At 71.3% G+C, this 25,897-nt stretch carries 16 protein-coding genes and 29 pseudogenes; 13 read left to right on the top strand and 32 right to left on the bottom strand.

Annotation, left to right across the window (positions count from 1 at the left end; genetic code table 11):
- Position 1: 1 nt before the first annotated feature.
- The 6 genes and pseudogenes from UK94_RS54935 to UK94_RS54925 all read right to left on the bottom strand — a co-directional run.
- Positions 2-426 (bottom strand): annotated as a pseudogene (locus UK94_RS54935) (metal ABC transporter permease); the annotation flags it as partial.
- Between the two features lies 1 nt (position 427).
- Positions 428-648: metal ABC transporter permease (locus UK94_RS54930; RefSeq protein WP_235488292.1), on the bottom strand; the 221-nt coding region annotated here is incomplete at its 3' end.
- A complete protein-coding gene (locus UK94_RS16670; RefSeq protein WP_011601349.1) occupies positions 645-1,403 on the bottom strand; it encodes a metal ABC transporter ATP-binding protein in 759 nt (252 codons plus the stop codon). The genes UK94_RS16670 and UK94_RS54930, both read right to left, overlap by 4 nt.
- 43 nt (positions 1,404-1,446) lie before the next feature.
- Positions 1,447-2,028 (bottom strand): OmpA family protein, encoded by a 582-nt coding sequence (locus tag UK94_RS16665; RefSeq protein ID WP_235488290.1) that lies wholly within the window; start codon positions 2,026-2,028, stop codon positions 1,447-1,449.
- Positions 2,025-2,552, bottom strand: coding sequence for a hypothetical protein (locus tag UK94_RS16660; protein ID WP_231861439.1), 528 nt, complete (start codon positions 2,550-2,552; stop codon positions 2,025-2,027). The genes UK94_RS16665 and UK94_RS16660 overlap by 4 nt, the downstream gene beginning before the upstream one ends.
- 84 nt (positions 2,553-2,636) lie before the next feature.
- Positions 2,637-3,002, bottom strand: coding sequence for a DUF2470 domain-containing protein (locus UK94_RS54925; protein WP_313949527.1), 366 nt, complete (start codon positions 3,000-3,002; stop codon positions 2,637-2,639).
- A gap of 690 nt (positions 3,003-3,692) precedes the next feature.
- Between UK94_RS54925 and UK94_RS54920 the strand changes: the two are divergent.
- Positions 3,693-3,821 (top strand): annotated as a pseudogene (locus tag UK94_RS54920) (type II toxin-antitoxin system VapB family antitoxin); the annotation flags it as partial.
- Positions 3,822-3,846: 25 nt separating this feature from the next.
- Positions 3,847-3,957 (top strand): annotated as a pseudogene (locus tag UK94_RS54915) (type II toxin-antitoxin system VapB family antitoxin); the annotation flags it as partial.
- 778 nt (positions 3,958-4,735) lie between these two features.
- Here the strand turns inward: UK94_RS54915 and UK94_RS74135 are convergent.
- The 8 genes and pseudogenes from UK94_RS74135 to UK94_RS54880 form a co-directional block, all read right to left on the bottom strand.
- The coding region (locus UK94_RS74135; protein ID WP_268761408.1) for a hypothetical protein at positions 4,736-4,784 on the bottom strand (49 nt) is incomplete at both ends.
- 10 nt (positions 4,785-4,794) lie between these two features.
- Positions 4,795-4,925, bottom strand: a pseudogene (locus UK94_RS54910) (hypothetical protein); the annotation flags it as partial.
- Position 4,926: 1 nt separating this feature from the next.
- Positions 4,927-5,144, bottom strand: a pseudogene (locus UK94_RS54905) (HNH endonuclease); the annotation flags it as partial.
- Position 5,145: 1 nt separating this feature from the next.
- A pseudogene (locus UK94_RS54900) lies at positions 5,146-5,402 on the bottom strand (HNH endonuclease); the annotation flags it as partial.
- Position 5,403: 1 nt separating this feature from the next.
- A partial coding sequence (locus tag UK94_RS54895; protein ID WP_235488288.1) for a DUF222 domain-containing protein occupies positions 5,404-5,756 on the bottom strand: 353 nt, incomplete at its 3' end.
- Positions 5,757-6,070: 314 nt separating this feature from the next.
- Positions 6,071-6,181, bottom strand: a pseudogene (locus UK94_RS54890) (DNA-binding response regulator); the annotation flags it as partial.
- A 1-nt stretch (position 6,182) separates the two neighbouring features.
- A pseudogene (locus UK94_RS54885) lies at positions 6,183-6,586 on the bottom strand (response regulator transcription factor); the annotation flags it as partial.
- Position 6,587: 1 nt separating this feature from the next.
- Positions 6,588-6,715, bottom strand: a pseudogene (locus tag UK94_RS54880) (DNA-binding response regulator); the annotation flags it as partial.
- Between the two features lie 887 nt (positions 6,716-7,602).
- Here UK94_RS54880 and UK94_RS54875 point away from each other — a divergent pair.
- From UK94_RS54875 to UK94_RS74125, 6 pseudogenes are all read left to right on the top strand, one after another.
- Positions 7,603-7,998 (top strand): annotated as a pseudogene (locus UK94_RS54875) (YcnI family protein); the annotation flags it as partial.
- 1 nt (position 7,999) lies between these two features.
- Positions 8,000-8,239 (top strand): annotated as a pseudogene (locus UK94_RS54870) (DUF1775 domain-containing protein); the annotation flags it as partial.
- 105 nt (positions 8,240-8,344) lie between these two features.
- Positions 8,345-8,448 (top strand): annotated as a pseudogene (locus UK94_RS74130) (hypothetical protein); the annotation flags it as partial.
- Position 8,449: 1 nt separating this feature from the next.
- Positions 8,450-8,586 (top strand): annotated as a pseudogene (locus UK94_RS54865) (hypothetical protein); the annotation flags it as partial.
- Position 8,587: 1 nt separating this feature from the next.
- Positions 8,588-8,682 (top strand): annotated as a pseudogene (locus UK94_RS54860) (copper resistance protein CopC); the annotation flags it as partial.
- A 1-nt stretch (position 8,683) separates the two neighbouring features.
- Positions 8,684-9,737: pseudogene (locus UK94_RS74125) on the top strand (CopD family protein); the annotation flags it as partial.
- Positions 9,738-10,052: 315 nt separating this feature from the next.
- Here the strand turns inward: UK94_RS74125 and UK94_RS16620 are convergent.
- From UK94_RS16620 to UK94_RS54820, 8 genes and pseudogenes are all read right to left on the bottom strand, one after another.
- Positions 10,053-11,510: a hypothetical protein gene (locus tag UK94_RS16620; protein WP_011601360.1), complete on the bottom strand. Its 1,458-nt coding sequence runs from the start codon at positions 11,508-11,510 to the stop codon at positions 10,053-10,055.
- Between the two features lie 480 nt (positions 11,511-11,990).
- Positions 11,991-12,178, bottom strand: a pseudogene (locus UK94_RS54850) (PDZ domain-containing protein); the annotation flags it as partial.
- 1 nt (position 12,179) lies between these two features.
- Positions 12,180-12,355, bottom strand: a pseudogene (locus tag UK94_RS54845) (S1C family serine protease); the annotation flags it as partial.
- A gap of 7 nt (positions 12,356-12,362) precedes the next feature.
- A pseudogene (locus UK94_RS54840) lies at positions 12,363-12,674 on the bottom strand (trypsin-like peptidase domain-containing protein); the annotation flags it as partial.
- 1 nt (position 12,675) lies between these two features.
- Positions 12,676-12,933, bottom strand: a pseudogene (locus UK94_RS54835) (trypsin-like peptidase domain-containing protein); the annotation flags it as partial.
- A gap of 1 nt (position 12,934) precedes the next feature.
- Positions 12,935-13,745: pseudogene (locus tag UK94_RS54830) on the bottom strand (peptidase S1); the annotation flags it as partial.
- Between the two features lie 107 nt (positions 13,746-13,852).
- Positions 13,853-14,083: pseudogene (locus tag UK94_RS54825) on the bottom strand (MscL family protein); the annotation flags it as partial.
- A 1-nt stretch (position 14,084) separates the two neighbouring features.
- A partial coding sequence (locus UK94_RS54820; protein WP_235488338.1) for an MscL family protein occupies positions 14,085-14,248 on the bottom strand: 164 nt, incomplete at its 3' end.
- A 1,439-nt stretch (positions 14,249-15,687) separates the two neighbouring features.
- On the opposite strand from UK94_RS54820, the gene UK94_RS32730 reads away from it, so the two are divergent.
- Positions 15,688-16,467 carry an LpqN/LpqT family lipoprotein gene (locus UK94_RS32730; protein WP_231861440.1) on the top strand — a complete coding sequence of 260 codons (780 nt, stop codon included), beginning with the start codon at positions 15,688-15,690 and terminating at the stop codon, positions 16,465-16,467.
- 13 nt (positions 16,468-16,480) lie between these two features.
- On the opposite strand, the gene UK94_RS16600 is transcribed toward UK94_RS32730, so the two are convergent.
- From UK94_RS16600 to UK94_RS16595, 3 genes and pseudogenes are all read right to left on the bottom strand, one after another.
- Positions 16,481-17,368, bottom strand: a complete 888-nt coding sequence (locus UK94_RS16600; protein ID WP_313949522.1) for a plasmid partitioning protein — start codon at positions 17,366-17,368, stop codon at positions 16,481-16,483.
- 1 nt (position 17,369) lies between these two features.
- A pseudogene (locus UK94_RS54815) lies at positions 17,370-17,503 on the bottom strand (plasmid partitioning protein); the annotation flags it as partial.
- A 150-nt stretch (positions 17,504-17,653) separates the two neighbouring features.
- Complete coding sequence (locus tag UK94_RS16595) at positions 17,654-17,983, bottom strand: hypothetical protein (protein WP_231861441.1); 330 nt, start codon at positions 17,981-17,983, stop codon at positions 17,654-17,656.
- 1,635 nt (positions 17,984-19,618) lie between these two features.
- Here UK94_RS16595 and UK94_RS16585 point away from each other — a divergent pair.
- The 4 genes and pseudogenes from UK94_RS16585 to UK94_RS54790 all read left to right on the top strand — a co-directional run.
- Positions 19,619-20,566: pseudogene (locus tag UK94_RS16585) on the top strand (deoxyribodipyrimidine photo-lyase); the annotation flags it as partial.
- 53 nt (positions 20,567-20,619) lie between these two features.
- Positions 20,620-20,974: FAD-binding domain-containing protein (locus UK94_RS54800; protein ID WP_235488286.1), on the top strand; the 355-nt coding region annotated here is incomplete at its 5' end.
- A gap of 389 nt (positions 20,975-21,363) precedes the next feature.
- Positions 21,364-21,619: pseudogene (locus UK94_RS54795) on the top strand (uracil-DNA glycosylase family protein); the annotation flags it as partial.
- A 1-nt stretch (position 21,620) separates the two neighbouring features.
- Positions 21,621-22,020: uracil-DNA glycosylase family protein (locus UK94_RS54790; protein ID WP_235488284.1), on the top strand; the 400-nt coding region annotated here is incomplete at its 5' end.
- A gap of 60 nt (positions 22,021-22,080) precedes the next feature.
- Here UK94_RS54790 and UK94_RS16575 read toward each other — a convergent pair.
- The 7 genes and pseudogenes from UK94_RS16575 to UK94_RS16560 form a co-directional block, all read right to left on the bottom strand.
- Positions 22,081-22,629: pseudogene (locus UK94_RS16575) on the bottom strand (L,D-transpeptidase); the annotation flags it as partial.
- Between the two features lie 215 nt (positions 22,630-22,844).
- The gene (locus UK94_RS16570) at positions 22,845-23,642 is read right to left on the bottom strand and encodes a hypothetical protein (protein ID WP_041938613.1); all 798 of its coding nucleotides are present in this window, start codon (positions 23,640-23,642) and stop codon (positions 22,845-22,847) included.
- Positions 23,643-24,528: 886 nt separating this feature from the next.
- Positions 24,529-24,955 (bottom strand): annotated as a pseudogene (gene pdxH, locus UK94_RS54785) (pyridoxamine 5'-phosphate oxidase); the annotation flags it as partial.
- A gap of 1 nt (position 24,956) precedes the next feature.
- A pseudogene (locus tag UK94_RS54780) lies at positions 24,957-25,082 on the bottom strand (pyridoxamine 5'-phosphate oxidase family protein); the annotation flags it as partial.
- 1 nt (position 25,083) lies between these two features.
- A pseudogene (locus tag UK94_RS54775) lies at positions 25,084-25,249 on the bottom strand (pyridoxine 5'-phosphate oxidase); the annotation flags it as partial.
- Positions 25,250-25,284: 35 nt separating this feature from the next.
- Positions 25,285-25,365: pseudogene (locus UK94_RS74120) on the bottom strand (toll/interleukin-1 receptor domain-containing protein); the annotation flags it as partial.
- Positions 25,366-25,401: 36 nt separating this feature from the next.
- Positions 25,402-25,671, bottom strand: a 270-nt coding sequence (locus UK94_RS16560) for a toll/interleukin-1 receptor domain-containing protein (protein WP_235488282.1), incomplete at its 3' end; no start/stop codon positions are given.
- Between the last annotated feature and the right edge of the window lie 226 nt (positions 25,672-25,897).

Genomic DNA, 25,897 nt, shown 5'->3' with positions numbered 1-25,897 from the left:
NAGCCGCGCCGCCGCGGCCGGCACGACGAGCATCGCGATCACGAGCACGGTGCCGACAGCCTGGACCGAGGCGACCACGACCAGCGCGATCATCATGTTGCTGACCAGGTCGAGCGCGGTGATCCGGTAGCCCGCCGCCCGGGCCCACTCGGGGTCGAAGGCCCGCAGCAGCAGCTCCTTGCCCAGCCCGAGCAGGACCAGGCCGGCCAGCGCGGTCACCACCGCGGTGACCACGATGTCCGTGATGTCGATGGTCAGCACGTGGCCGAACAGGAAGGCGGTGAGATCGGCGGTGTACGAGTGCTGCCGCGAGATGAGGATCACCCCCACCGCGAAGAAGGCCGTCAGCAGCACGGCCAGGGTCGCGTCCTCGTTTACCCGCCGGGTCGCCGCGATCGCCGTGAACAGGGCGGCGGCGGCCACCGCNCAGACGAGCGCACCCGGCACGATGCCGGACCGGCCCGAGACCAGAAACCCGACGACGACCCCGGGAAAGACGGTGTGGGTGACGGCGTCGGTCAGGAACGCCAGTCGTCGTAGCAGCACATACACGCCGACCGCGCCGCAGAGTGCACCGAGGAGCAGCGCCTCGATGAGAGCCCGGGTCATGTACGGCCGGTCAAACGGGGTGATCAGAATGTCGATCATGAGCGGGCGACGATCAGCCCGCGATCGCCCAGCTCCAGTGCCGCCCCGCCATAGGCGGCGCGCAGCAGATCGGGGGTGAGCACGTCCCCCGGCGGCCCGAAGCCGAACTGATGCCGGTTGAGCAGGCAAATGCCGTCGCAGGTCAACTGTGCAAGGCCCAGGTCGTGGGTGGACACGACGACCGCGGCGCCGCCGGCGGCGAGAGTCTTGATCGTGGCCAGCAGAGCCTCCTGGGAGACCGCGTCGACCCCGTTGAAGGGCTCGTCGAGCAGCAGCGCCTGTGGTTGTGCCGCGATCGCCCGCGCGAGCAGCACCCGCTGGCGCTGCCCCCCGGACAGCGTGCCGAACCGGTCCGCCGCCCGGTGCGCGAGGCCCACCGCCGCCAGCGCCTCGGCGGCCGCGTCCCGATCAGCCCGCCCGGGCGGCCGCAGCCAGCCGATCCGCCGGTAGCGGCCCATCAGGACGACCTGCGCCACCGAGACCGGGAAGTCCGGGTCGAGCGTGTCCGCCTGCGGCACGTAGGCGACCAGCCGGCGCGCCTGCGCGGGTGGCAGGCCGAGGACGGTGATCGAACCCGACGCGACCGGCACCAGGCCGAGCAGCGCCTTGATCAGGGTCGACTTGCCGGCACCGTTCGGCCCGACGAGCGCGACGATCTCCCCTTGGCGCACCGTGCCGTGGACCTGCTCCAACGCAGGCACCCGCCCATAGGCGATGCTCGCCTGGTCGAAGACGATCGCGGCGGGTCGGGACATGACCTAATTGGAAACGATTGTCGATGCCGATGTCAAATTGGACTCACTGGCCGCCGTACGTGATTGTCACTCGGCGGTTGATCGCTCGTCCGGCCGGGTCGTCCGAGCCGTCGGGCAGGGTGTCATGGGCGATCGGATCGGCGGATCCATGGCCCCTGGCGGAGACGAGAAACCCGGCCGGCGCCGCGGGACGCAGGAGATCGGCGACGGCGCTGGCGCGCCGTTGGGACAGGATCACGTTGTAGGCCGGAGTGCCGAAGCTGTCGGTGTATCCGTCCACCCGGATCGGCGCGGCGGACCCGGCGAGCCGACCCGCCACGTCGGCGATCTGGCGACGCGCGGTCGCGGTGAGCTCGGCCGAGTCGAAGGCGAACAACACGTCTGCGCTCAGGACGAGCGTGGTCTCGGCGCCGCGATGTTCCTCGGTGCGAAGCTCGACGACGCTCCTGTCGAGGTCGATCGGGCGGACCGCGTCGTCGGTCCGCAGCGTGTGCACCGCGGCGCGCACCTCGTCGTCCGGCACAGGGGCCGCGGCGACGAGCGCCAGCACGGCGACCAGCGCCACCATCGCTCGGGGCCCACCGCTCACGAGGCGAGGGCTACTCGCGAGGCGAGGGCTACTCACGAAGCGATGTCCGCACCGTCGAAGACGATCTGATCGTCCAGATAGACATCGATCTTCTTGACCTCCGCCGGTGGCGCGGCGAACGTGAAGGTCAGGTTGAGCGGGCGATCGTTGGCGGTGCGGACGACGCCCGGGATCGGACCGAGCGGCTCATTGTGGCTGTCGCGGACGACCAGGTAGCGGCGCAGGTTCTCCGTGTCGACCAGGCTCACGCTGCCGCCTCGACCACCCGCCATGTCCAGCAGGGAGATGCCGCCGGGGCGGTCGGTGCGCAGGTGCGGTGTGAAGGTCAGCCGCAGGATGGCGAGTCTGCCGCTGATCCGCAGGTCGACGAGCCCGATCTCGACCGGGCCGTTCTCGCCGGCGGTGAGCCGAGCGGTGCGGGCGACCTCCGGGCTCTCGCTCCTCGGCGACGCCGGACCCGCCGGCCGCGCGGACTCGGCGGCCGGACCGGGTCTGTCGATGCTGTCCGATCCGCCGGAACAGGATGCGGCGGTCAGTGCCGCGAGCGTGGCCAGTGCCATGACGACACAACTCAGTCGGTGACGCGATCGCGGCATCTGAGCCTCCGGGCGCGGGGCAGAAACGTCCGGAGCCGATTATGGGCGTCATTCGGAGGTGTTGGCCGACTGGTCGAGCAATCGGCGAAGTTCGCGGCCGAGGGAGCGCGGCTCGACGAGGGGCTGCCGGAATGCGACCCGCACCTGCTCGGCTCCGGCGCTGTCCACCCGCCACAGATCCAAGCCGTACCGATCCAGGCCACTGACCTGGACGCCGGCGATGTCGCCCTCGGTCTCCGCCGGCCGAGCGTGTCGGGCGAGCTGGCGCATCTGGTCAGCATGTCCCACGTTGAGATGCTCGATGAGCTCCGGCGCGTAGGCGCTGATCAGATCCGGCTCGGCAAACGCATAGGACGTCAGGTCGATGCGCCGGTCCACCGTGGCGGAGGGCCATCGGCGTGGACGACCGTCCATGATCACTGTGGGTAGGCAGAGCACCACGTCGTCGACTGAGAGCGCCAGCACGGAAAGNCCATCGGTGACNCCGTCCTCCGTGCTGACGGTGCGACCCAGATCGGCGAGCCGGCTCAGGATCTGCTCCGTGGTGCCCGGCACCAAGCGCAGGGGACCAGTCAGGATCAGACGCTCGCCGGCGTGTCCCGGCACCTCGACCCAGCTCCGCCTCCCGCTCCTGGCGGCGCTGGCCAGTCGACCGTCAGCGCTCGCCATCAGTANCGGCTCACCTCCGTCGTCGATCACTCCCACCCAGNCCCGTGCCTGCTCACAGGGGAGAGTCAGTAGTGCCGTGNGGCCACCGGCGAGGACCGTCCTCGCCCGTCGAGCCATCGCGATCATGTCGTGAGTGTGGGCTGGTGACGACACTGGACCTCCATGTATTCAGGTTAGGCTTACTTAAGCCAGGCCGGGCGTGGAGGTCAAGAGATACTCAGGCCCGATNTGGGGATCCGCCACGCGGCCGTGGTCCTGATGTCCACCCGGTTCCCNCTCCGGGCCGACCGGGGTCTTATAGACGGGGCGGGGATTCTAGGCTGTCGTAGTCGACGGAAGTCTCGCCCTCGAGGAGGAGGTGCCGGTGATCTTCAAGTTGGTCGGAGACGGTCGCCCGTACCCCGAGCANGGCCTTGGCCAGCGGGACTGGGCGGNCATTCCCCCTCGCCAGGTCCGGCTCGATCAGCTCGTCACGACGAAGCGGGTGCTGGCGCTCGATGTGCTGCTCGATGAGGACTCGACCTTCTATGGAGACCTCTTCCCGCATGTGATCGAGTGGGGTGGNGCTCTCTACCTCGAGGATGGGTTNCATCGGGCGGTCCGCGCGGCGCTGCAGCAGCGCACATCGATACACGCTCGGGTGTACGTGCTCACTGGACCGGCGTTGAGTGACTCCGCTCAGTCTTCGGTGGCGCGGTAGGTCACGTAGACGTCCTTGCCAACCTTGGCGAACAGATACTGCGGGCAGGTCGAGGACGGACGGTAGGCGGTGATCGGCCGAAAGACCNGTGACCGCATCACTGGCTTGAGGTTTCCGCCGGCGGTCCTCCTGGCCTGTCGGCCAGTGACGTCTGGCGCGTCGGCGCGCTCGTACCATCCGCCGCAGTAGCGGATGTCATGCGGCCGCGACGTCCAGNCCGGAGTGTGGAAGAACCACAGGAGGTAGGCCGTCCGCATCATCAGAACGAGCAGAAGAATGATCAAGACAGATCGGAGAAAGTTCCCAGCTCGTCCGGACGCGAGGATGGGGCTCACAAGACCGGGAGCCTACGGGCATCGCCTCACGTAGCCAGGCAACCGACCGCGTGTCACACCAGACTAGGTCAGGAGACTGGAGGTCTGGTCGGGTGCGACGTGTGCTGATCGACCGGAACTCGGCCAGCGGGGAGGCGCTCACGCCNCCTGTCCGGCCGAGGACCCGTGGCCTGGCCCAGGGGACGCGGGGGAGTGGAAGAAGCGCACCGGGTCAGGCTCGATGCTGACCGGTGGCGCCTCCTGCATGACCGTTCCGTCCGGATGGAAGACCAGCAGCTCGCCGGTCGGTCGCCGCTTGAGAGTCAGGCTCCTGTCGTGCACCAGCCGGTGATGGAGTGAACAGAGCAGAACCAGATTCGCGGGGTCCGTCAACCCGTTCTCGACTCCCCATTCCTGCAAGTGATGGATCTGCAACCATTGGGTGTGTCGGCAGCCGGGGTAANGGCAGACGCCCTTATCCCGCGCGTAGACTGCCCTCCGCAGCTTGGTGGANGGGCTCCGNCGGGTGCGGCCGAGTGCGAGCGGATTTCCCTTCGGGTCGGTCAGAAACGCGCGGAGAAGACTGTTGCAGGACAGCCGGCGAACGACGCTTGGCGGGAGCGTGCCACCGCCCTCGATCTCGCAGGTCCGACCNCTCAACTCATCCTTCTCTGCTCTCGGGGCACGGTCGTCTTGACGATCTTGGTCCCCGCCGATCAGAGTGTCGACATCGACATGCACGTTGACGGTGAAGGAATTCGGATCGGTCAGCCCCGGCGCGCCGTGGGTAAGGAAGGATTCCGCGACTCCCGCGAGCGCGTCGACTCGCAGGGCCCGTGACACCGCCTTCTCCTGGCCGCCGTCCGGGAAATCNGTCGTACTCCTTCCGTCGTCACGGGGTCTGGCCGACTGGTCGAGAGTCGACGCGGCCATCGCGAGGGCCTTGGCGACCACCGCGCCACGCTCCGCATCGAGATGAGCGATCAGGAAGAAAGTGCCATCCTCGTTCCAGTGCCAGGAACAGCGCACGGAGTCCTTTTTGTCGCCGCTTTTCTCACGGTCGTTCCGGCTGTCCGCCTTGATCTTCAATTGGAGGGAGACGAGTCGCTCGAGTTCGCGGGCTGAGCATCGNGCCGCGTCGTGAGCCCACCCGCCCTCCGTCTCCGGGGTTGCGACGCGTGTGATGGCTCGAACCTTGGAGTAGGAGATTTCGCCTCGGGCGAAGGTTGCACTGATCTGTGGGAGCGTCTGGAGTGCGCGAGCGACGCGCAGATACTCGTAGCTTGCGCGCAGGCCGATCCCGCAGCGCCAGGCCAGCCAGTGCGCACAGGTCGGCAGCCCGGTTGCGGACCAGCCCTTCCGGCGGTCGAAGGCGGCGAGCAAGGTCAGCCAGCGGCAGGTTGCGGCCGAGATGCGACCAGCCCAGCCGCAGACTTCCACCTCAAGGTCAGGGAGGGGGACGACGTCGGGGTCTCGATCGAACATGGGTTCGATTGTGCGTCGAGTCGGCGCCCTCGTCAAGCGGCACTGACGCCATTCTCGCCGAGGAGACCGTCTGTCATGGCAGTCGGTCGCGGTGGCCCCTTCTGGGGCTGCGGCGGCCACCGTCCATGCCTCTCTGCTCCGCGGTGCGTATTTGCCTTGTGGTCGCCGGCGCGTCCACAACAGCGCCCTGGGCGGCCAGGCGGTTGTGGGCTGATCTGCTGGTGGGTGCCGGGTCTTGACGGAGGTGTGCCGGTGCTGCATAATCGATCATATGTTCGAATCCAGAAAGGGGGGTGAGTCGGCGACCAGGCCGGTCAGCTCCGCAGATAGGCGAGGACGGCCAGGACCCGGCGATGGTCCTTCGTGGTCGGCTCTAGTCCGAGTTTCGAGAAGACGTTTGATATGTGTTTCTCGACGGCGCCACTNCTCACGACCAGGTGGGAGGCGATTGCGGTGTTCGACCGGCCTTCCGCCATCAGAGTGAGGACCTCTCGTTCCCGAGGTGTCAACGCGGACATGGGGTCGTTGCGACGATTTCGAACGAGGAGCTGTGCCACCACTTCCGGATCCATGACGGTGCCGCCTGCAGCGACCCGACGTACTGCGTCAACGAATTCACGCACATCGGCGACGCGGTCCTTCAATAGATAGCCGACGGCACCGGCACCGTCAGCGAGAAGCTCCGCCGCGTACTGTTTTTCGACGTACTGGCTCAGGACGAGAATCGGTGATCCGGTGACTTCGGAACGGGCCCTGATCGCCGCTCGCAGTCCTTCGTCGCGGTGGGACGGAGGCATCCGGACGTCCACGACGGAGACGTCGGGCTGGTGNGTCACCACCGCATCGACCAGGCCGGGCCCGTCTCCGACCGTGGCGACCACCTCGCAACCGGCGTCGGTGAGAAGGCGGCGCAACCCTTCACGGAGCAGTACCGAATCCTCGGCGATGACCACCCGCACGATGCATCAGCCCTTCTTCGGGGTCCTGGTTCCGGCGTCGGAGTACGCCGACGCTACCCGTGGACAGGTGTTGACCGTCCGAGGTTGACGGATGTCGGCGGCGGTGCCGGCAGCACAACTGACGGCTTGACGACGCTGCGGGAGGGGGTGTGGCGGTGAGCGGGCCCGACATGGCAGTCTTGGTCCCTGTGAGCACAGGGTGGTCGGCGAGTGGAGGGACGGCTCGCCTTGGACGAGCTGCCACCTTCGCGTCGTCCTCTGTGTGTCTGGCGTGGGCGGCGCACGTGGCCGGTGGTGCCCAGCGGTCGCCGGCCACAACGATGATCATCGCCTTTCTTCTTCTCACCAGGATCGCCTACGGCCTCGNCGGCCGGGAGCGACGCCTTCCGATGCTCGTGGCAGGCATCGCGGGGACCCAGGTTCTGCTCCACATCACCTTCGCTCTCGCGCACCCGCACGCCCACCGAGCGGGCGGCTACCCGATCGAGATGNGGATGGTGTTCGCGCACGGTCTGGCGGCGGTGTGTGTCGCCGTGCTGCTGCGCCGCGCGGAGCGTGTGCTGTGGTCGGCATCCGGGCTCCGTCCCCACGCGGTCCTGTTCCNCCTCTTCCGGCCAGTGGCAGATCGGGCCGTGCCCTCGATTCCGCCAGTACCACGCGTCGATGTCCGACGACGGGCTCCCCGCCCCCACACCCGGCCGCTCGGTCCATCTGCCCNCAGACGTGGTCCACCGCCGGGACAGCCGGAGTTCGGTCGGACGGGACGGTGTGCTGTGGACTGCTCACCGCCGCTTTTTGCCATGGCCTGACGAACGACACTCCGGCGCCCGAGAGACACGGATTCTCTGTGTTCCCGCTGCGCTGTGGGACCGTTCGGAAGGATTTTTATGACTTGCCTCTTCAGGCGTGCGGGCATACTCGGCGTGATTGCCGGCGCGGCCGTACTCGCCATGACCATGCCGGCCTCCGCGCACGTCACCCTGCAGCCGTCCACGGCGTCCGCAGGGAGTTACGCCACGCTCTCGTTCAAGGTGCCGACCGAAGAGGACAACGCGTCCACCACCGGTATCGATGTTCAGTTCCCCGTGGACACACCGCTCGCGTCGGTGTCGGTGCAGCCCAAGGCCGGCTGGAGCTACAAGGTCGAGAAGGCGGCGCCGGCGAAGCCCCTGACTACCGACGACGGCAAGGTGAGCGAGGTGGTCACCCGCATCACCTGGACTGCGGACGGGAGCCAGGGGATCAAGCCCGGGGAGTTCGACACGTTCACCGTCTCCGCCGGTNCGTTGCCGGACAAGGTCGGACAGCTCACGTTCAAGACGCTGCAGACCTATTCCAACGGGGACGTGGTGCGGTGGGTCGATGTCGCGGAGCCCGGAGCCGGCGAACCGGAGAAGCCGGCGCCATCGCTGACGGTAACGGCAGCCGGGGCGGCTGCGGACTCATCCACCGGTGCCCACGACGCGGCGTCGACGCAGAACGCCGCCGCGTCCTCGCAGTCGGATGGCAGTGACGGGACCGCCCNCTGGCTCGGGACAGTCGGGGTGGTCCTGGGCGCAATCGGTCTACTGACCGGCGCCTTTGCACTGGTGACCGCCCGGCGGCGGGCGTAGCTTCGTGCGAAGAGTGATGGTGGTGACCATGGCCCTTCTGGCCATGGTCACCACCTCGATCGGGCTTGGGCTCGGCGTAGCGCCGGCGTCTGCTCACGCCCTGCTGACGGGTACCAGTCCNGCGGACGGCGCGGCGCTCGCCGCGGCGCCAACTCGCATTGTGATCAGCTACAGCGAGTCGGTTCGAGTCTCACGGGATTCCATTCGCGTGCTTGATTCGGCCGGTGCCCGGGTCGACGACGGACAGGCGCGCTCGGGNCAGAAAGCCTCCCAGGCGATGGTCGCGCTGCGACCCAATCTGCCCAGGGGCACCTATGTGGCCAGCTGGCGGGTCATCTCTGCGGACAGTCACCCNATCTCCGGTGCCTTCGCCTTCGGCGTGGGCGGACCGCCGGAGGCCGGGGCTGCCAGTGCGGAGGCGGACACCTCCGGTTCGCGGGCGGTCGGATTCCTGTTCGGTGTCGCGCGGTTCGCTGGTTACGCCGGAACCGGCGTTCTGCTGGGGGCCTGCTTCTTTCTGCTGATGCTGTGGCCGCAGGGGCTGCGGACGGGCGGTGCAGGCCCACTCGTGGCGGGGGCATGGGGACTGTCGGCGCTCGCGGGGCTGGGGCAGCTACTCCTCCAGGGGCCGTACGCCGCCGGACTCGGGCTGAGCGGGCTTGGCCGGTGGTCGGTGCTGTCGACGACCCTGGAGGAGCGGTTCGGCCACCTGTTGCTGATCCGACTGCTGGCGCTCTGCCTTGCGGTTCCGCTGCTGCGCCGGATGTTCCGTGTCGGCTCGCTGGACGTGTGGCGCACCTGCGAGCTGGCGGCTCTCGGGCTCGTGGTGGCGGTGACCCTGGCGGCGATCGGCCACGGCAGCGCGGGGGATCTGGTGTGGCTCGCGACGGCCAGCCTGACGGTGCATGTGCTCGGCATGTCCGTGTGGATCGGCGGGCTGGTCGTCATCGCGTTCTTCCTGGTCCGCCGGGCGGCAGCGGTGGAGCTGGCGGAGGTGCTTCCGCGTTGGTCGCGGGTGGCAGCCGTGGCCGTCGCCGTGATCGTGATCAGTGGCCTGTTCCAGAGCTGGCGGGAGATCGGAACGCTCCGGGCGGTTATTGACACGGGCTACGGGCGATTGCTGCTTTACAAGGTGTGGTTTGTCCTCGGCATGATCGCTCTCGGCGCTCTCGCGCAGCGATGGGTGCGCCGCCACTATGCAGGTGTTCGTGCCGATGCCCGCTCTGGTTCGGGTGGGACGGGGACGGGAACTGGGACTTGGACTCCACCCAGCGTCGCCGCGTTGACCGGGTTGCGGCGTGGTGTCGCTTCGGAGCTGGTCGTCGGGGCGGTGGTACTGGGGCTCACCGCGACCCTCGTGAACATGGTTCCGGCGCGTACCAGCTATGCACCGCCGTTCACCGGCACGGNGTTTGCCGGCCCGANGACGGTGAAGGTGCGGGTCGCCCCGACCAGGATCGGAGCCGAGTCGCTCGACGTGTACACGTGGGCGCCGAGCGGCAAGNCGCAGAAGCTGGTTCAGGCGAGCGCGGCGCTGTCCCTGCCGACCGCGGATCTTGGGCCGTTCGAGGTGCCGCTCGACCTGGCTNAGCAGGGGCACGCACGCAGTGACCGGGTCCAGGCACCTCTGGCGGGTAAGTGGCAGCTCCGGCTGACCCTGCGGATCAACGACTTCGATCAGTACGTGACGACGCTGTTCTACACCGTCCGCTGACAGAAGTCGGTTAGACGGAGACCGGTACCGGCGCGGTGACGGGGCCGACGATGCGGTCGTCGGACTCCGACGGGCCGGCGCCGGTCGGGCTGCTGGTGCTTTCGGTAGCGGCGGTACCGCCAGGACTGGTGGTACCGCCGCTACCGCCGGTGCCCTCGGTACTGCGGGTGCCTCCAGTACTGCCGGTGCTCTTGCCCGCCGACGGCCGAGCGGACCGTTGTTGCGGGCTGGAGCTGGACGGGTCGGCCGGCGCGGACGGGGCTTTTCCGCCCGGCGGCGTCGAGGGGGGTGCCGTGGCACTGCCTGGTGGCACGCTCACCGATGGCGGGATGGTGGCTGTCGGCTGTGGCGCCCGTGCCTTCGGCGGGGTGGTCGATGCAGAGCTCCCGGAGCTCCCGGAGCTCCCGGGGGTCACCGGGGGCGCAGCCGTCGTGGACGCCGCGGTGCTGGTCGGGAGCTTCGGCGGAGTGGTGCGCGGCGCCGTGGTCGAGGGCGCCGCCGAGGTCGCGTGGGGGCGGTTGGTGCTTGGCGTGGCAGTTGGCTCGGACCTGTGCACGTCTCGAGCGATCGGCTCCACGAGGCGTGGCCGCACTTCCCTTGGCGCCGCGGCGCGGCTGGTGAAGGCGCCGGCCACCGTCGGGACGACGGTGGGGGCGACCGCGGTGCCTCCGCTGGGCGCGGCGGGCGCGGTGGCGGGGCGAACCACGTCGAGGGATGGTGGCGGACTCACCACCGCGACACCGTTCTCCGACATCAGGCGGGGATCGGACGACGGCCAGTTCATCGCCGCGGTGAGACCGACCACGGCGACGACGACCGCTGCCGCGGCGGCCATCGCCGGCCGGCTGCGCCAGTCCACGGTCCCCCGGCCGGGTGCCGCAGCGGCGGCGGTGGGTTCGACCTCGGCGTCCATCCGCATCAGCGGCAACGCGCGCGCGGTGGCGGGGGCGATCAACGTCTCGGCGGCGTCCGCGGCGGGGGCGGCCGCGGGCCCGGTCGGCGTCTTGACGAGGTTGATCTCTCGGGGCGCGGGGGCGGCGGGTGGGGCGACTCGGCGGCTGGCGGCGGCAGCCTCCGCGACGGCGGCGGCGCGGTCGAAGGTACGGGCGAGACCCACCCGCAGGCTGGCGGGCGCCGGCACCACGGAGCCGACCAGGAGTTCCTCTGGCGGCACACCGTGGGGCACGGGGATGCTGCGGGCCTGCGGAGACCCCGACCAGGCCAGGGCGCTGCCGCGGGCGAGTTCCAACAGCCAGGATCGCAGCCGGGCCGGGTCGCTCAGCGGGTTGAGGCGGGTGCGGGCGACCAGGGCGAACGCCGTACCGGCGGCCGCCCGGGCCACCGTGGGATCACCCAGGATCAGCAGACACATGGAGAAGACATCGTCCGCGTAGAGATCGTAGAGGTCGTCGAACGCCTGCCGATCACCGCGTCGGACACGGGCCGCCAGGTCCGCGTCGTCGTCCATACTTTAGCTTCTCCCNGGTCGACTAACCGCGAGCCCGGAACGCATGACGGAGCCAATGCTAGGAGGCGGGCCTCCCTAACGGGTGAACGTTGTGCGGATTTTGTTGTCGTCGATTCGACAGCCCGAATCACTTGACCCGCACGCCGGNAGCGCTTTGATAGCTTTTGCCTACCTGTAGTTACTATTTTGGGTGTCGACGCGCGGCCGAGGTTGCCATGTCCCGCCGGCGGACTAGTCAGAAAGACGTGCGGACGAATAGTCCGCCGGCGGCCTTGCCTCGAATTCCACAACCGATTGGACCCAGCGGGGACCTTCCACGCCGGCTCGGCCATTCGCGACCGTCCGCCGGATTGCCCCACGATTACTGCGTGATCGGTATGTCGGCTCCGAAGCGGCATGACGGCGACGATCAGGGCGTTCCACGGGCCGCGACCAGAGCCGCGACCAGAGTTGTGATCACGGTTGTGATCACGGCTGTGATCAGGAGGTCGGTGGCTGCTGGGCGAGCCGGGTCTTCACGGTGCCGGTCTGGCCGTTGCGGGTGTACGTCACCTCGACCTCGTCCCCGATGGCGTGCGAGCGCACCGCCGCGATCAGAGAGTCGACGTCGCTGACGGCTCGGTTGCCGACCTTGGTGATCACATCGCCGGTGCGCAGACCGGCGCCTGNCGCGGGGCCGCCGGAGACCATCGACCGGATCTGCGCACCGGTTCCGCTGGACGCCGTCGACCGGGTGTTCTCCGCTGCGGTCGACGCGGTGACGCCCAGGTAGGGATGTTGCGCGCGCCCGGTGGTGATGAGCTGAGTGGCCACCGATTCGGCGTAGTTGCCGGGGATCGCGAATCNGACGCNGATGTTGCCGGACTGCTGGCTACCACCGAAGGGGCTGCCTCCGCCGCCCCCGACGGTCGCGATCGCGCTGTTCACCCCGATGATCTCACCGCGACTGTTGACCAGTGGGCCGCCGGAGTTACCCGGGTTGATCGGCGCGTCGGTCTGGATCGCGTCGAGGACGGTGTTCTGCTGGTCCTGCACGGTCGAGTCGCCGGTGCGGACCGGACGGTGCACGGCGCTGACGATGCCGGAGGTCACCGTGCCGTTCAGGCCGAGCGGGCTGCCGACCGCCACCACCAGCTCGCCGATGCTCAACGAGTCGGAGTTGCCNAAGGTCGCTGCGGTCAGCCCCGAAGCGTTGATCTTGATGATGGCGAGATCGGAACTGGGGTCCGTGCCCACGACCTGCGCGTCGAAGGTGCGGCCGTCCTGCAGGGTCACCGTGAGCGTGCCGCCGTCGGAGGCCCCCGACACGACGTGGTTGTTCGTCAGGATGTGGCCATCCGAGCGGATGATCGTCCCCGAGCCGGTGCCCGCCTCGCTGCTCGACTCCTCGGAGATCGTCACCACACTGGGGAGGATCTTCTGCNCCGCCGCGGCGACGGTGCCGGAGGCCGCCGGGGATGTCCCGCCGGAGCTGTCGCTGCTGCGTTCGAGCCCGGCGTTGGTCACGACCGTGTTCCCACTGTCGTTGTCGGCGACCAGGGCGCCGACGCCACCTCCGATGCCGGCGGCGACGAGGGCGATGGCGAGCCCCGCGGCCACCAGTCGGCGTCGCCGCCAGGGTGGCGGGGAGGCCGTCGCCGTGGCGAGCTGGTTGCCGTGGATGTCATACGTGGTAGGGGGAATGCCCCCGCCGGGAGCGCCCCACTGGCCGCCCCACGGCTGCCCCCCCGGCGGTGGGCCGGGCGGCAGGCCAGAACCGTCCTGCCCACCCGGCCCACCGACCCCCGGGGCACCCGGAGTGCCCGGGCCATACGGACCGCTCAACCCGCCCGGCCCGGCGTTCGCCCTGACCACGCCCTGCCCCGGACCGCCCTGCCCCGGACCGCCCTGCCCTGGACCGCCCTGCCCTGGACCCGGGCTGGGCTGGCCCCAGGGCCCGGACGCGAGCCCGCCCGTGTTGAACGGTGCCGTCTGAGCGGGGCCGGTGGCTGGGTGGAACGGCACGGGAGCGCCGTAGGGCGCCCCGGGCGGGCCGGGGGGCGAGGACGTCACAGGACGGTCGGGCGCGGAGCCGACGGGGCCGGCCGGGTGGGGCTGTTCTGCCCGGGACCCGAATGCGCCATCGGCGGGTGGGGCCCAGGGGGACGGCGAGTCGTGCCCGGCGCCGGACTCCTCCCGGCCGCTGTCCGCCTGAGCGTCCTCGGCGCCGCTGCTGAAGGGGAGACGCGGTGTCATGGTAGGCACTTTCCCTTGCGAGCCTGAGCGATTCCTGAATGCCGACCAACGTTCGGGTAAGCGATCGACAGGATGGTTCGGTGTGGAGTCCCTCCCGGTCGACCGGGTCAGGAGGTGGGGCGACGTTCCGCCAGTAGATCACGAATCTCGGTGAGCAGACGTGCCTCATCGGTCAGCACCGGGTCCTCCTCGGGCGGGATCTGGCCCCGGGCGCGCCGGTCGTTGATGGTCTTCAGGGGGAGCACCACGACGAAGTAGATCACAACCGCCACGGAGAGGAAGGCGATGACACTGTTGATGAACTCTCCGTAGCGAAACACGCTGCCGTTTAGCGTGAANGTGAGGGCGGAGAAGTCCGGTTTGCCGAAGATCGCCGCGATCAACGGGGTGAAGATGGTCTTCACCAGGGACGTGACGACCGCGGTGAAGGCGGTACCGACCACCACGGCGACCGCAAGGTCGACCACGTTCCCCCGCATCAGGAACTGCTTGAAGCCCTTCAACGACGATCCCCCCATCGGGCGCCCGGTGNGCCCTGGGAGGATATCGCCCCAGGTCGGTGGCAACCGGCCCGGCCCCTATGCCCCCGGCGGCCTGTTGTCAACTAGGCGCGCGCTGCCTGTCGGCAACTCCGTGGTACACCGGTGGGACGAACGAATGCGTGCGGGGGCTCGGGATCGGAGGTCGTCTGGTGACGGACGGTGCGCGACGGGCCCAGTGGGACGACGATCGCCAGCCCGCCCACCGTCGGCCCGGGGAAGACCTCCCGCCGCGTGGGCCCTATCCCCCGGCCGAGCCAGCACCTCGCCCGACCACGGCCGCGGGATATGGCGGGCACCCTCCCCGCGGTGATCACGGTGGTGCGCCCGCCACCGGCGGCTATGGCAGTCGGCCCGCCGCCGGTGGCCATGGCGGCCCGCCTGTTTCCGACGGCTACGGCGATCGGCCCGCTCCCGGTGGTTACGGGGGCCCGCCCGGCGGCGGTGGCCATGGCGGTCCGCCCACCTCCGGCGGTTATGGTCATCAGCCGTCGGTCGCCGGCTACGGGACGAGCACCGGCTCCTACGACCTGGGCGGTCCGCCGACCGGTTCCTACCTCCCCGGGGGCGCTGGCGGCGAACTCGGGCCCGTGGACGGCGCGCGAGAGGATCCGAACGTTCGAGGCCGCCGTCCGCAGGGCCGCGCCGACGGCCCGGGCTCGGCCGGCGCCGGAACCTCCATGCGCAGGGCGCTCGTCCCACCGGTCGGCGGCCGGCGCGTGGCGGGCGAGCCCGGGGGCCCGACGGCGCGGTCGGGTACCTCCACCGGGACGACGGGCCGACACGCGGTCGTGCGGGCGCGGCCGGTCCCCACGCCCGGAGCGGACGATCCGGCCACCGACGTGGAATCGGCCGGGCGGCCCGGTCGCTCGAAACACGCCGGCCGGCGGGATCGGACGATCCCGCCGGGGTTCGGGCCCGACGGCGGCCCGACCCACGATGCCTCAGGCCGCGACGCCTCAGGCCGCGACGCCTCAGCTCGCGACGCCTCAGCGCACCGCGCCTCAGCCCCCGGCGCTTCGCCGCCTGAGGCTGGTAGGCGCGCGGGTCGACCCGGGACCGGGGGCAGGCCCGGCGGCGCCGACGCGCGGGCACGCTTCGCGGCACCCGAGGGCGTCGAGGACACCCGCCTCGACCGGACGGGCTCCCGCCGGCCGGCGCCGGGCTTCGGCGACCACACCGATCCTGGACGCTCCGACCGGCCCGCGGGCGCGGCACGACCGTCCCGGTCGCAGCGCTCTGGCGGCCCAGGACGAGCCGGCGCCGCCGGCCCCACCGCCGGTCGGGACCTCGAGCGGCCGGACTCGCCGCCCACCATGATCAGGAACCGCACGGGGCCGCATCGTGCTGGTGGCGATCGGACGGCCGGGCAGCGCCGCTCGGGTGGTCCCCGCACGGCGGCGATGGAGCGCGACTTCCCCGAGGCCGACGACGTCAACGACCTCGACGAGGCCGACGAACTCGACGATCGCCGCGACGGTGGCGGTGGCGACTCCATGTCCTTCCTGCACCGCCTCGGCGTCGCGCTGGTGGTGCTGGCGGTCGCGCTCGGGGTGGGGGTCGGTGCCGGCGTCGTGTGGGAGAAGGTGCGCCCCAGCGGCCGCACCGCCACGGACGCGCCCCTGGCGCCATCTCCGTCAGCCTCCGCCGCCGCCAGCGGACCGGCGGCGACCGGGCCGGGTGCGTCCGCCGCGGCGAGCACCGGCGGCCCACCGGCCGCGGGGCAGATCGCCGTGCCGGCGGACTGGGCCCCCTACACGGACCCGCTGCAGAAGGCGACCTTCTCCCACCCGCCGGTGTGGAAGCAGCGTCGCGACAACACCGGGATCTTCTACGGTGAGCCCGGCACCGTCTCGGACTACGGCCCGCAGATGATCGGGGTCGCCCGGATCGCCGGCACCGACCCGACGGCGGCGCTCACGCGCGTCCAGGCGGGCGAGTTCGACGCCGTCTCGGGGCTGACGAAGGAGCGGTCCGGCCCGACGACGGACACCAGCGGCCAACCGACCCAGGAGCTGGCCGGTTCCTACGACCGCGAGGGCCAGCGGGTGTCCTACCTGATGCGGACGGTCGCCGCGGACGGCGCCGTCTACGTGCTCATCGCGAGGGTCTCGACCAGCGCGGCCGCCACGCTGAACACGCTGATGGGTGCCTTGCGGGCGTCGTTCTCCCCGGTGGCCTGACCGGCGTCCGCCGTCACATCCGGGGCCCGGGGTGGGCCGACCGGGCCGGCGCCAGCAGGTTCCAGATCACCCCGGTCGTGGCGAAGGAGTTCGGTCCGGTGGCAGGCGGCCAGCCGTGAGCCATCGAGGGCAACAGGTACTGGACGACCCGGGCCGAGGACGCGCACCGGGTTTCGCGGCGGACGGCCACCGGCCCCGTCGTCGTCGGCACGGCCGGGGGACCGGCGGTGGCGGCCAGACCGTCGGGCAGCGGTGTTGGCGCCCCGGCGGGCGGTGTCGGCGCCGCGGGCGAGCCGGTGGCCACCCCGGGCTGCTGCCCGGCGGACAGGGCGAGGGGCGATTCCGGGGCGTGCCAGGGCACCCCGGTGGAGTCGGTGAGGATCGTGTCGCCGGGCTGGCTGGGCAGCGGGCACTGGTCCACCGCGCGGAACGGCGCCATGCTCTCCTCGACCGGCGTGATCGCCGTCAGCAGCACCGGTGACCACTGCGAGCCGAGGTAGGGGACGTGACCGTCTGCTCCGCCGTGCACGACGACGACGGTCAGCGGAGCCGCCGGCTGGCACTGCGCCACCTGCCGGCTCGCCGCCACCACGGCGATGCCGGCGAGCTCGTCGCCGTGCTCGCAGGCGTACCGGTAGGCGAGCATCCCGCCGTTGGACAGGCCGATCAGGCTGACCCGCGTGCGGTCGATCGGATAGTTCTCACTCAGGTGGGCGATCAGGGCACGCAGCCAGCCGACGTCGTCCGTATTGTTGATCTTTGCGGTGTCGCAGCAGGTCCCGGCGTTCCAGGCCTTGCCGATGCCGTCCGGGTAGACGACGGCGAGGCCCGCGGTCCGGGCGAGGCCGTCGAGATCCCAGTGAGCCTTGGGGTCGGTGCCGTCGTAGTGCAGGCTGTGCAGNGCCACTATCAGCGGGTAGGGCCGGGGGGTGCCGGGTGGCGGCAGTGTGATGCGGATCGGCGTGCCGCGGCCGGACCGTTCGAACGCGTCCGGCCCGGTGGTCGGCGTCGCGCTCGGAGTGGCCCCGGGGACCACACCGCCGCGGCGGGTCCCNCTCAACCCGCTACAGCCAGTTACGACCAGTAGCGCGGGGAGCAGGAAGGTGAGGAGCCAGACCGCGGTGACGCGGCGGCGACGAACGGCCGGCACGGTGGCCATTCTGACCCGCCGCACGCGGGCTGGGCGTCACCGGTGCCGGTGATTACTCTTCGTGTTGGAACTACTACGAGCGAGGTCGCCCTCCGGGGCGCGGACCACATTGAGGCGGGGGCGCTCCGCCGCGGCCGGAGGTGACCACCGGCCGGTGGGGCGCGGCGGGGGAGCCGGGGTGTTCTCCGCGGCGGTGCGATAGCGGTCGAACGCCTCCTGGGCGCGACTCTCCAGGTCGTCGACGAGCGCCAGCGACTCGCGCACCCGACGTTCTCCCGCGGGACCGGCGGCGAGCAGGTCCGACAGACAGTTGTCCACCGCGCGCCGCGCCGCCAGCCAGCCGAGGAGCAGTCGGGAACGCTCCATGTCCGAAAGCTCCTCCACCGAGATGTCCCTCCGCTCGCCACTCGTGACGTTGATGAGGTTCCTGCCGCGAAGATCGGTCGTGGGGAGATCGATCGGCGGGTCTCCTGGCTGGGTCAGGTGTCCGGGTCAGGTGTCGAGATCAGGTGTCCGGGTCCGGGCGGAATGGGGGGTTCAGGTCCGCGACCGGCGCTGACATCCCGTCCTCTCCCAGAGTGCCCCACCCAGGGGCCGAACGCGCCGTAGTTCGCCTAACGCACATCCACTGGTCCCTGCGTGACGGTAGAGGCGGGAGCGTGCCACAGGCTACGGGGGTCCCTCCGCTCGGGGCCGGTCGGCGGGCCGCGACGGGGCGTTCGACCGTGGCGGCGAGGCGGAGGCCGAGGTCCGGTCGGGCCCGGCGGGGTCGAAGGGCACCTGTTCGCCCGGCGGTGGGATCGACGGGCGGGGCGCGGTGGCGGCGGCCGCTCCTGAGGCCGGGGCCGGGATCGACGGCGCCACCGGGCCGGCGGCCGGATCGGGTTCGACCGGCACGTCCGGGTCGTTGGACAGCTCCCCGGGCCTCGGTCCGCCGCCTCCCGGCTCGCCGCCTTTCGGTCCGCCGCCTCCCGGCCCGGGGGCATCGGCATCGGCATCGGCGTCGGTCAGGTCTGGGCCGACGCGGTCGGTACTGCCAGGGTCGGCGGCACCGGGGCCGGCGGTGCGGGCGTTGGGGTCGGTCGAGCTGGGATCGGCTGTGTCGGGGTCGCCGGTGCCGGGGCTCGCGACGCTGGGGCTGGCGGTGCTGGGGTCCAGGTCGGCGCCATCGGGGTCGGGGTGGCGTGCGCGCCAGGTCAGCCGAGCCTGGGCGGCGGTGTCCTCGGCATGTTCGAGGATCTCCTCCCAGCGAAGCTGCATGGGACGGACGAGGCCCCCGCCGACGCCGACCACGATCACCCCGGTCAGGGCGGCGAGGACGGCCCAGAGCACGGGGGTCGTGACCGAGGTCGCGAGGCCCACCTCGTCGAGCCCGGCCTTGCCGAACGCGATCACGAGGACGGCGGCCACCGTGTTGCCGGCCGCGCGTGCGTAGCTGAGTTCCCGCAGCGCCTCGCGCACGAAGGTCCGAGCGAGGCGGGCGAGGCTGACCCCAATCGCGATGATCACGGTGGCGAGCATGGTGTGCAGCAGCAGCGCGAGCAGCTCGGTGACGGTGTCCTCGGCGGCGCTCGGGCCGAAGACCCCCACGGCGACGCGCAGCACCGCGAGCAGGCCGAGGCCGGTGAGCACCCGCACCGCGCCCGCGCGAACGTCCGCGGCCGGCCGACGCAGCAGGGCCGGCAGGCCGCACCGGTCGAGGACCCCGTCGAATTNCAGCCGGGCCGCCAGGGCGGTCAGCAGCCGTGCCCCGGCCCGGACCAGCAGGCCGCCGAGCAGGCAGATCGCGAGGAAGACCCCGATCTTCGGCCCGGTTTCCGCGATGCGGGACCAGGCGTCCGAGAAGCCGCGATCCCACGCGATGGCGACGGTCTCCTGCACCGGCCGATTGTACACTCACAGTAGTTTTTCGATGACGCACAGCTATAGATCGGCGGGTCCTCCGGGCGTCGTCCCGCGCTGCCACGGCGCGGGCCGGGCGTCGGTCTAACGTCCGGTCGCATGACGGTGTCGGTCTGCTGGCTGCGGCGGGATCTGCGACTGAGCGACAGTCCGGCGCTGTGCGCGGCGGTGGACGGGGCCGACGATGTGCTGGTGCTGTTCGTCCTCGACGACGCGCTGCGCCGCCCGGCCGGGCCGGTTCGGCTCGCGTTCCTGTACCGCTGCCTGCGCGAGCTGGACGACCGGCTGGGCGGCCGGCTGTGCGTGCGCCGCGGCGACCCGGTGGACGTCGTACCCGAGGTCGCGCGGGCCGTCGACGCGCGCCGGGTGCACATATCCGCGGACTACGGGCCCTACGGGCGGCGTCGCGACGGCGAGGTCGAGCAGGCGCTGCGCGCCGGCGGCCGGGAGCTCGTCCGGACCGGGTCGCCGTACGCGGTCGCGCCGGGCCGGCTGGCCACGGCGGGCGGCACGCCGTTCCGCGTCTTCACGCCGTTCTACCGGGCGTGGAAGGAGCATGGCTGGCGCCGCCCGGTCGCCGAGCCGGTCGGCGCGCGCTGGGCGCTGCTGGCCTCGGACGGTATCCCGGCCGATCCGGACCTCGGGGGTACCCGGCTGCCCGCGGCGGGCGAACGGGCCGCGCGCGAGCGGCTGGCCGAGTTCCTGGCCGGGTCGCTGACCGGCTACGCCGAGCGGCGTGACGTGCCCGGCCAGGACACCACCTCGCGGCTGTCGCCCTACCTGAAGTACGGCTGCATCCATCCGCGGACCGTCCTCGCCGAGCTCGACCGAGCCACCTCTCCCCGTGACGCCGAGAAGTTCCGGTCGGAGCTGGCCTGGCGGGAGTTCTACGCCGAGGTGCTCGCGGCGAATCCGGCGTCGGCCCGGGCGGATCTGACCGGTGCACTGGCCGACATGGCATACGACCCGCCGGAGGGCGGATTCGAGGCCTGGAAGTGGGGACGGACGGGGTTCCCCATCGTCGACGCGGGCATGCGCCAGCTGCTCNCCGAGGGCTGGGTNCCCAACCGGGTGCGCATGATCGAGGCGTCGTTCGTGTNCAAGGACCTGCACGTCCACTGGACGCACGGGGCGCGGTGGTTCCTCGACCATCTCGTCGACGGCGACCTGGCGTCGAACCATCACGGCTGGCAGTGGACGGCCGGCACGGGGACGGACGCCGCACCGTACTTCCGGGTGTTCAACCCGGTGTCGCAGGGCCACCGGTACGACCCGGACGGGACCTACGTGCGCCGCTGGATACCGCAGCTTCGTGACGTACCGGCGGCGAAGGTGCACGAGCCGTGGACGCTGCCCGGCGGTCCGCCCGCGGGGTATCCGGCGCCGGTGGTCGACCATGCCACCGAGCGGCGGGAGTCGCTGGCCCGCTACGAGGCGGCCCGTCGCCGCGGCTGAGCCGGCCCGAGCAGCTCCGAACTCGGGAGACGGAGCGACACGGAGCGACACGGAGAGGTACGAAGAGGTACGAAGAGGCACGAAACCGGGCATCGGCGGGGATCGTCTAGCGGATCGATGGCTTGCTCGCAAGCGTGACACGTGTCGCGCATCCGACACGCGGGTTGTGCGGTCCGCTGGGTACGGCGGGCGGGGATTGGCCACCCTTGTTCCAGGGCAGGGAGTGTGTGGGCAGGGATCTCCCGCTCGAAGCCCGGTGGAGAAGTGACGGGCTCCGCCGGAGGTGGTCGCGCCCGCGTGGGGTGTGGAGGGCAACCCACGTGCGGCGCGCCACGCCCACCCCGGCGGGGTCGCGGGCCGGCGCGTCCGCTTGAATCGTCAGGGTGAACATGCAGCCTGTCGTGGTGCCCCCCGGCGCGGACCTGCCGGCGCTGGCAGCGGCGGCGGCGAGCTGTCGGGGCTGTGACCTTGCCGAACTGCCCGGCACCCGGACCGTCTTCGGCGCGGGCCCCGGGCGCGCATGGCTGGTGGTGGTCGGCGAGCAGCCCGGAGACGTCGAGGACCGTCGTGGTCAGCCCTTCGTCGGACCCGCCGGCAAGCTGCTCGACCGGGCGCTCGGCGAGGCGGGGCTGGATCGGGCCGAGGNGTACGCGACGAACGCCGTGAAGCACTTCGGCTACCGCACGGGCAACGGACCCCGGCGCATCCACCAGACGCCGCAGGCGCGGCACGTCACCGCCTGCCGTCCCTGGCTCGCCGCCGAGCTGAACGTCATTCGGCCGTCGTTGGTCGTCGTGCTGGGCGCGACGGCGGGTGCGTCCCTGCTCGGGCCGTCGTTCCGGGTGACCCGGATGCGCGGGCGGCTGCTGCCCGGGCCGCCCGGGTCGAACGCCCAGCTGCTTGCCACGCTGCACCCCAGCGCCGTGCTGCGGGCCGATCCGGCGAGCCGGGACGAGGTGTACGGCGGGTTCGTCGCCGACCTGCGGATCGCCGCCGCGGCCCGCCCGGCCCCGGTCGGCGGCGAGCAGGGTTTCCCGCCGGCCTGACCGGCGGGTCGGTGCCTGCGGGTCGGTGCCTGCGGCTCGGCGGGCGCCTGCGAGTCGGCGTCAGGCGACGATGTCGACCGGAGTGCCGAGCGGGACGGTCTGGGCGAGGCGGGTGATCGCGTCGTTGCTCAGCCGGATGCAGCCATGGCTGACATCCTTGCCGATCATCTTCGGTTCGTTGGTGCCATGCAGACCGATCACCGGCTTGCGGCCGTCGAACGAGCTCAGCGAGGTGGAGAAGCCGTTCAGGCCGAAGGCGTACGGGCCGTACGGGCCGTTCGGGTTGCGCGGCCGAAGCAGCTCCATCAGGTAGAAGCGGCCACCCGGGGTCGGGGTGTCGGTGGTGCCGATGGCCACCGGTTCCTGCGCGATCTGCTTGCCGTCGCTGAACACCTGCAGCAGGTGGTGACCGCGGGACACGACCAGCCGGAAGGGCGTCTCCGACGCGCTGACCTGGTCGGCCTTGACCCAGCCGGTGCTGCCGTTGGGCTGGACGGGCAGCATCACCTGCCACCAGCCGGGCATCTTGGCCTGGACCAGGAAGACCCGCTTGACGCCGTTCTCGTTCGGGCTCGCGAGCGTGGACGACGGCTGGGTGTCCGTGGGGGCNCTGTAGATGTCCACGCTGGTGCCGACGGCGGTGACCACCGTGCTCTTGTTCTGCCCGAGGCCCGNGATCGCGGCGAGCTGGTTACGGACCTGCGGCGAGAGGTTGGTGGCGGCGTCGTGGCTGCCGTCGCCGCCGCCGCACCCGGTGAGCACCACGCCGCCGAGGACGGCCGCGAGGATTCCCGTGGCCGTCCGGGAACCGAGTCGGCTGATGGTCATCCGGTGTAGTACGGCTCGGCCGTGACGGAGCTGCCGGCGGCGGGCGCGGCGATCGGCAGCGCCGCGGGCACGGGGATCGCCGGCGGTGCGCTCGTCGCGCCGCCGCAGTTCGACACCCCGACGGTGGGCACGGTCACGAGCAGGAGCTTCGTCTCGGCGTCCCAGGGGGAGCCGACGACGGCGAGGGCCTTCGACGGGAGGTCGACGGTCTGCGTCGGACCGATGTCGAGGATGCCGCCGCCCAGGTTGGTGTCGAACCAGCCGAAGCCGAAGCTCTTGTCGCTGGTGTTCTTCAGCTTCCAGGCGGGCTCGCCGCCGTTGCAGGTGAAGGTGAGGACGAGGGGGTTGACGTCGATGTCCTCGATGCCGTTGATCTCCCTGTCCAGCGGCACCTTGAACGGCAGCAGGTCGAGGAACCCGTCGAGGGTCGGGTCACCGGTGCCGCCGGTCGAGGCCGCCGCGCCGGCCGGAGTGGCCGACGCCGAGGCCGAGGCGCTCGGGTCGGCGCTCGCCGTGGCGCCGGCCACCGGGCTCGGCGTGGCGCTCGGGTCGACGCTCGGGGTCGCGCTCGGGTCGGCGGACGGGCTGGTCGCGGCGAGCGCGGCGGCGGTCGGGCTCGGCGACGCGCTGGCAGACGCGCCGGCCGCCGCGGGAGCCGTCGGAGTCGGTGTGCTGACGGCGGCGGTCTCGGTAGGTGTGGGTGACGGCGTTGTGGCGGACGCCGGCGAGGCCAGCGCGATCGCCGCCACGCCGAGAACGCCGGCCACCACGACCCGCATTCGCGTGCTGCGCATGAATCCGTCTCCCTCGACATCTGCCGGGTCAGGAAACCTCGACGGGAAGCTTTGATCGGGAAGAAGGTAGCAACGCGGCGGACGTCCCGCTACGTCCGGGTCGGTCGTAGCGGGACCGTTGGGTGAACTTCGCGATGATTCGTGGTCATCCCGTGCTGTTCGCCGCAACCAAGTGGCGTCCGGATGAACGCCGACGCTGAACGACACCGAACCGCGAACAGCGATCGGTCCGGATGCGCGATCGGTCCGGATGCGCGATCGGTTCGATGCGGCGATCGGTCCGATGCGGCGATCGGTCCGATGCAGTGAGCGGTCCGGATGAACGGGTGACCGCGCCGCCGCGGCAATGGTGCCGCCGGCGGCGCGGTTGCTGACGGCCTCGTCCCCCTCTCGGCCGCCCCCGTCCGAGTCGCCCCTGTCCGCGCCGTCCCGCCTGGGCTCGCCCGTTTCGGCCGTCCGCCCTACCCCGTCGGTACGGGTTGGCGCGCTGTCGGCCGGCGCGGGTTGGGGCGCCGGCCCGGCCCGTCGCCGCCGCGGATACCGAAGCGCGTGTTTCGTGGCGGGAGCCCGACTGAATCCGCCGGGCTGTACCTGTTTTCCTTTCGCCGGCCTCGCCGTGGGCGCCCGGTCGGATTTCTCCTGTGCCGCCGGTGGCAATGGAGGCAGGTCCGCCGCCATCACGCGCAGCACGTGGTCGGCGGGTTGTCCGGGCGGGTTGTCCGGCGGGCGTGCGCCGCGAGAATGCGAGCGGGGACCGGCGGTATCGAACGGTGTCGTCCGGACGACCGGGTCCGGCGGACGGACCGGGTTCGGCGAGGCGATTCCTGTGCGGTGTGTGAGGTGTGACGTGAGCATCCGCTGCCGGTACCCGGGCGAGGGCCGGGTGTCACGGGGAGAGCCGCTCGACGGCCCAGCGGTCCGCGGTGCAGACGCGGCGGTAGCGCAGCCGGTCGTGCAGCCGGTTCGTCCGCCCCTGCCAGAACTCGACGGTGTCGGGCACGAGGCGCAGCCCGCCCCAGAACGGCGGGGTGGGCACCGGGGTTCCCGCGGGCCAGCGGGCCGCGAGCTCGGCAGCTCGGGCGTCCAGGACGTCTCGGGACTCGATGATCTGCGACTGGTGGCTGGCCCAGGCACCGAGCTGGGACCCGCGGGGCCGGGAGGCGAAGTACTGCTCGGTCTCGGTCCTGCTGACGCGCTCCACCGCGCCGATGGCCACCACCTGCCGTTCCAGGGTGTACCAGGGGAAGACCAGCGAGCCGAAGGGATTCTCGGCGCTCTCTCGACCCTTGCGGGAGGTGTAGTTCGTGTAGATCNCGAAGCCGCGGTGGTCGAAGCCCTTGAGCAGTACCGTCCGCGCGCTCGGTCGGCCGTCCGCGGACGCGGTGGCGAAGACGGCCGCGTTGGCTTCGGGGACGCCCGCGCCCGCGGTGCTCGCGTCGGNGAACCAGCGGGCGAACTGTTCGACCCAGGTCGTCGCAAGCTGCTCCGGTTCCAACCGACCGGCGTGGTAGCTCTGCCGCTGCCCGGCCGGATCGGGACCGTCCGGGCGGTCTGCACCGGGGGAGACGGCTGTGCGTCGGGGGGATGCGGCGGACGGCGGGTTGGAGNCCATCGGAGGATGGTGCCAGTCGCGCCCCGGCGCTCAGCCGAGCTCGCGCAGGACCGTGGCCACGCCGCGATCCCAGTGGGTGGTCAGGTCGAGGCAGGGCCGCCCGCCGAGCCGNCTGGGGGCCTCGGTGCCGGAGAGGATCACGGGCANCATGACGATCCCGCGGGACGACAGGTCCGCGGCGAGCGCCGGCAGAAATTCCTGCGCCACCCACGGCGCGTGAATTCCCAGGGTGGAGTGGCCCAGCACGAGAAAATCCGCGGTGGCGAGCGTGTCATTCATGAACATGGGCACGGTGTCGCCGATGCGCACCTCCCAACGGTCCAGGTGCACCGCGTGACCCACCGCGTTGACCGCCCGCCCCAGCCGTTCGGCGCTGGCGATGTCCGCCGCGCGATGACTGATGAAGACGAACGCCATGATCTCCCGAGCTCCCGATCCGGTTTCCGCGCAGCGTGACCGCCGGTCAGGCGGGCCATTTCCTCCTGCCGACCGTAGCGCGGCGCGATCTCCGCTGGTCGGCCGTCCCTGGCGTCCCTTCCGGCAGCTTGTTGCAAATAGCCGCACAAACGGACAAAGCGCCTGTGAGGGATCTCATAAATTGTCGGATGAGTGTGGCAGGGTTGGCGATGTGTGAGGCCGCTGC

It is taken from the genome of Frankia sp. AvcI1 (assembly GCF_001420875.1).
GTDB classification, from domain to species: domain Bacteria; phylum Actinomycetota; class Actinomycetes; order Frankiales; family Frankiaceae; genus Frankia; species Frankia alni.
This window is presented reverse-complemented; position numbering and strand designations above follow the sequence as displayed.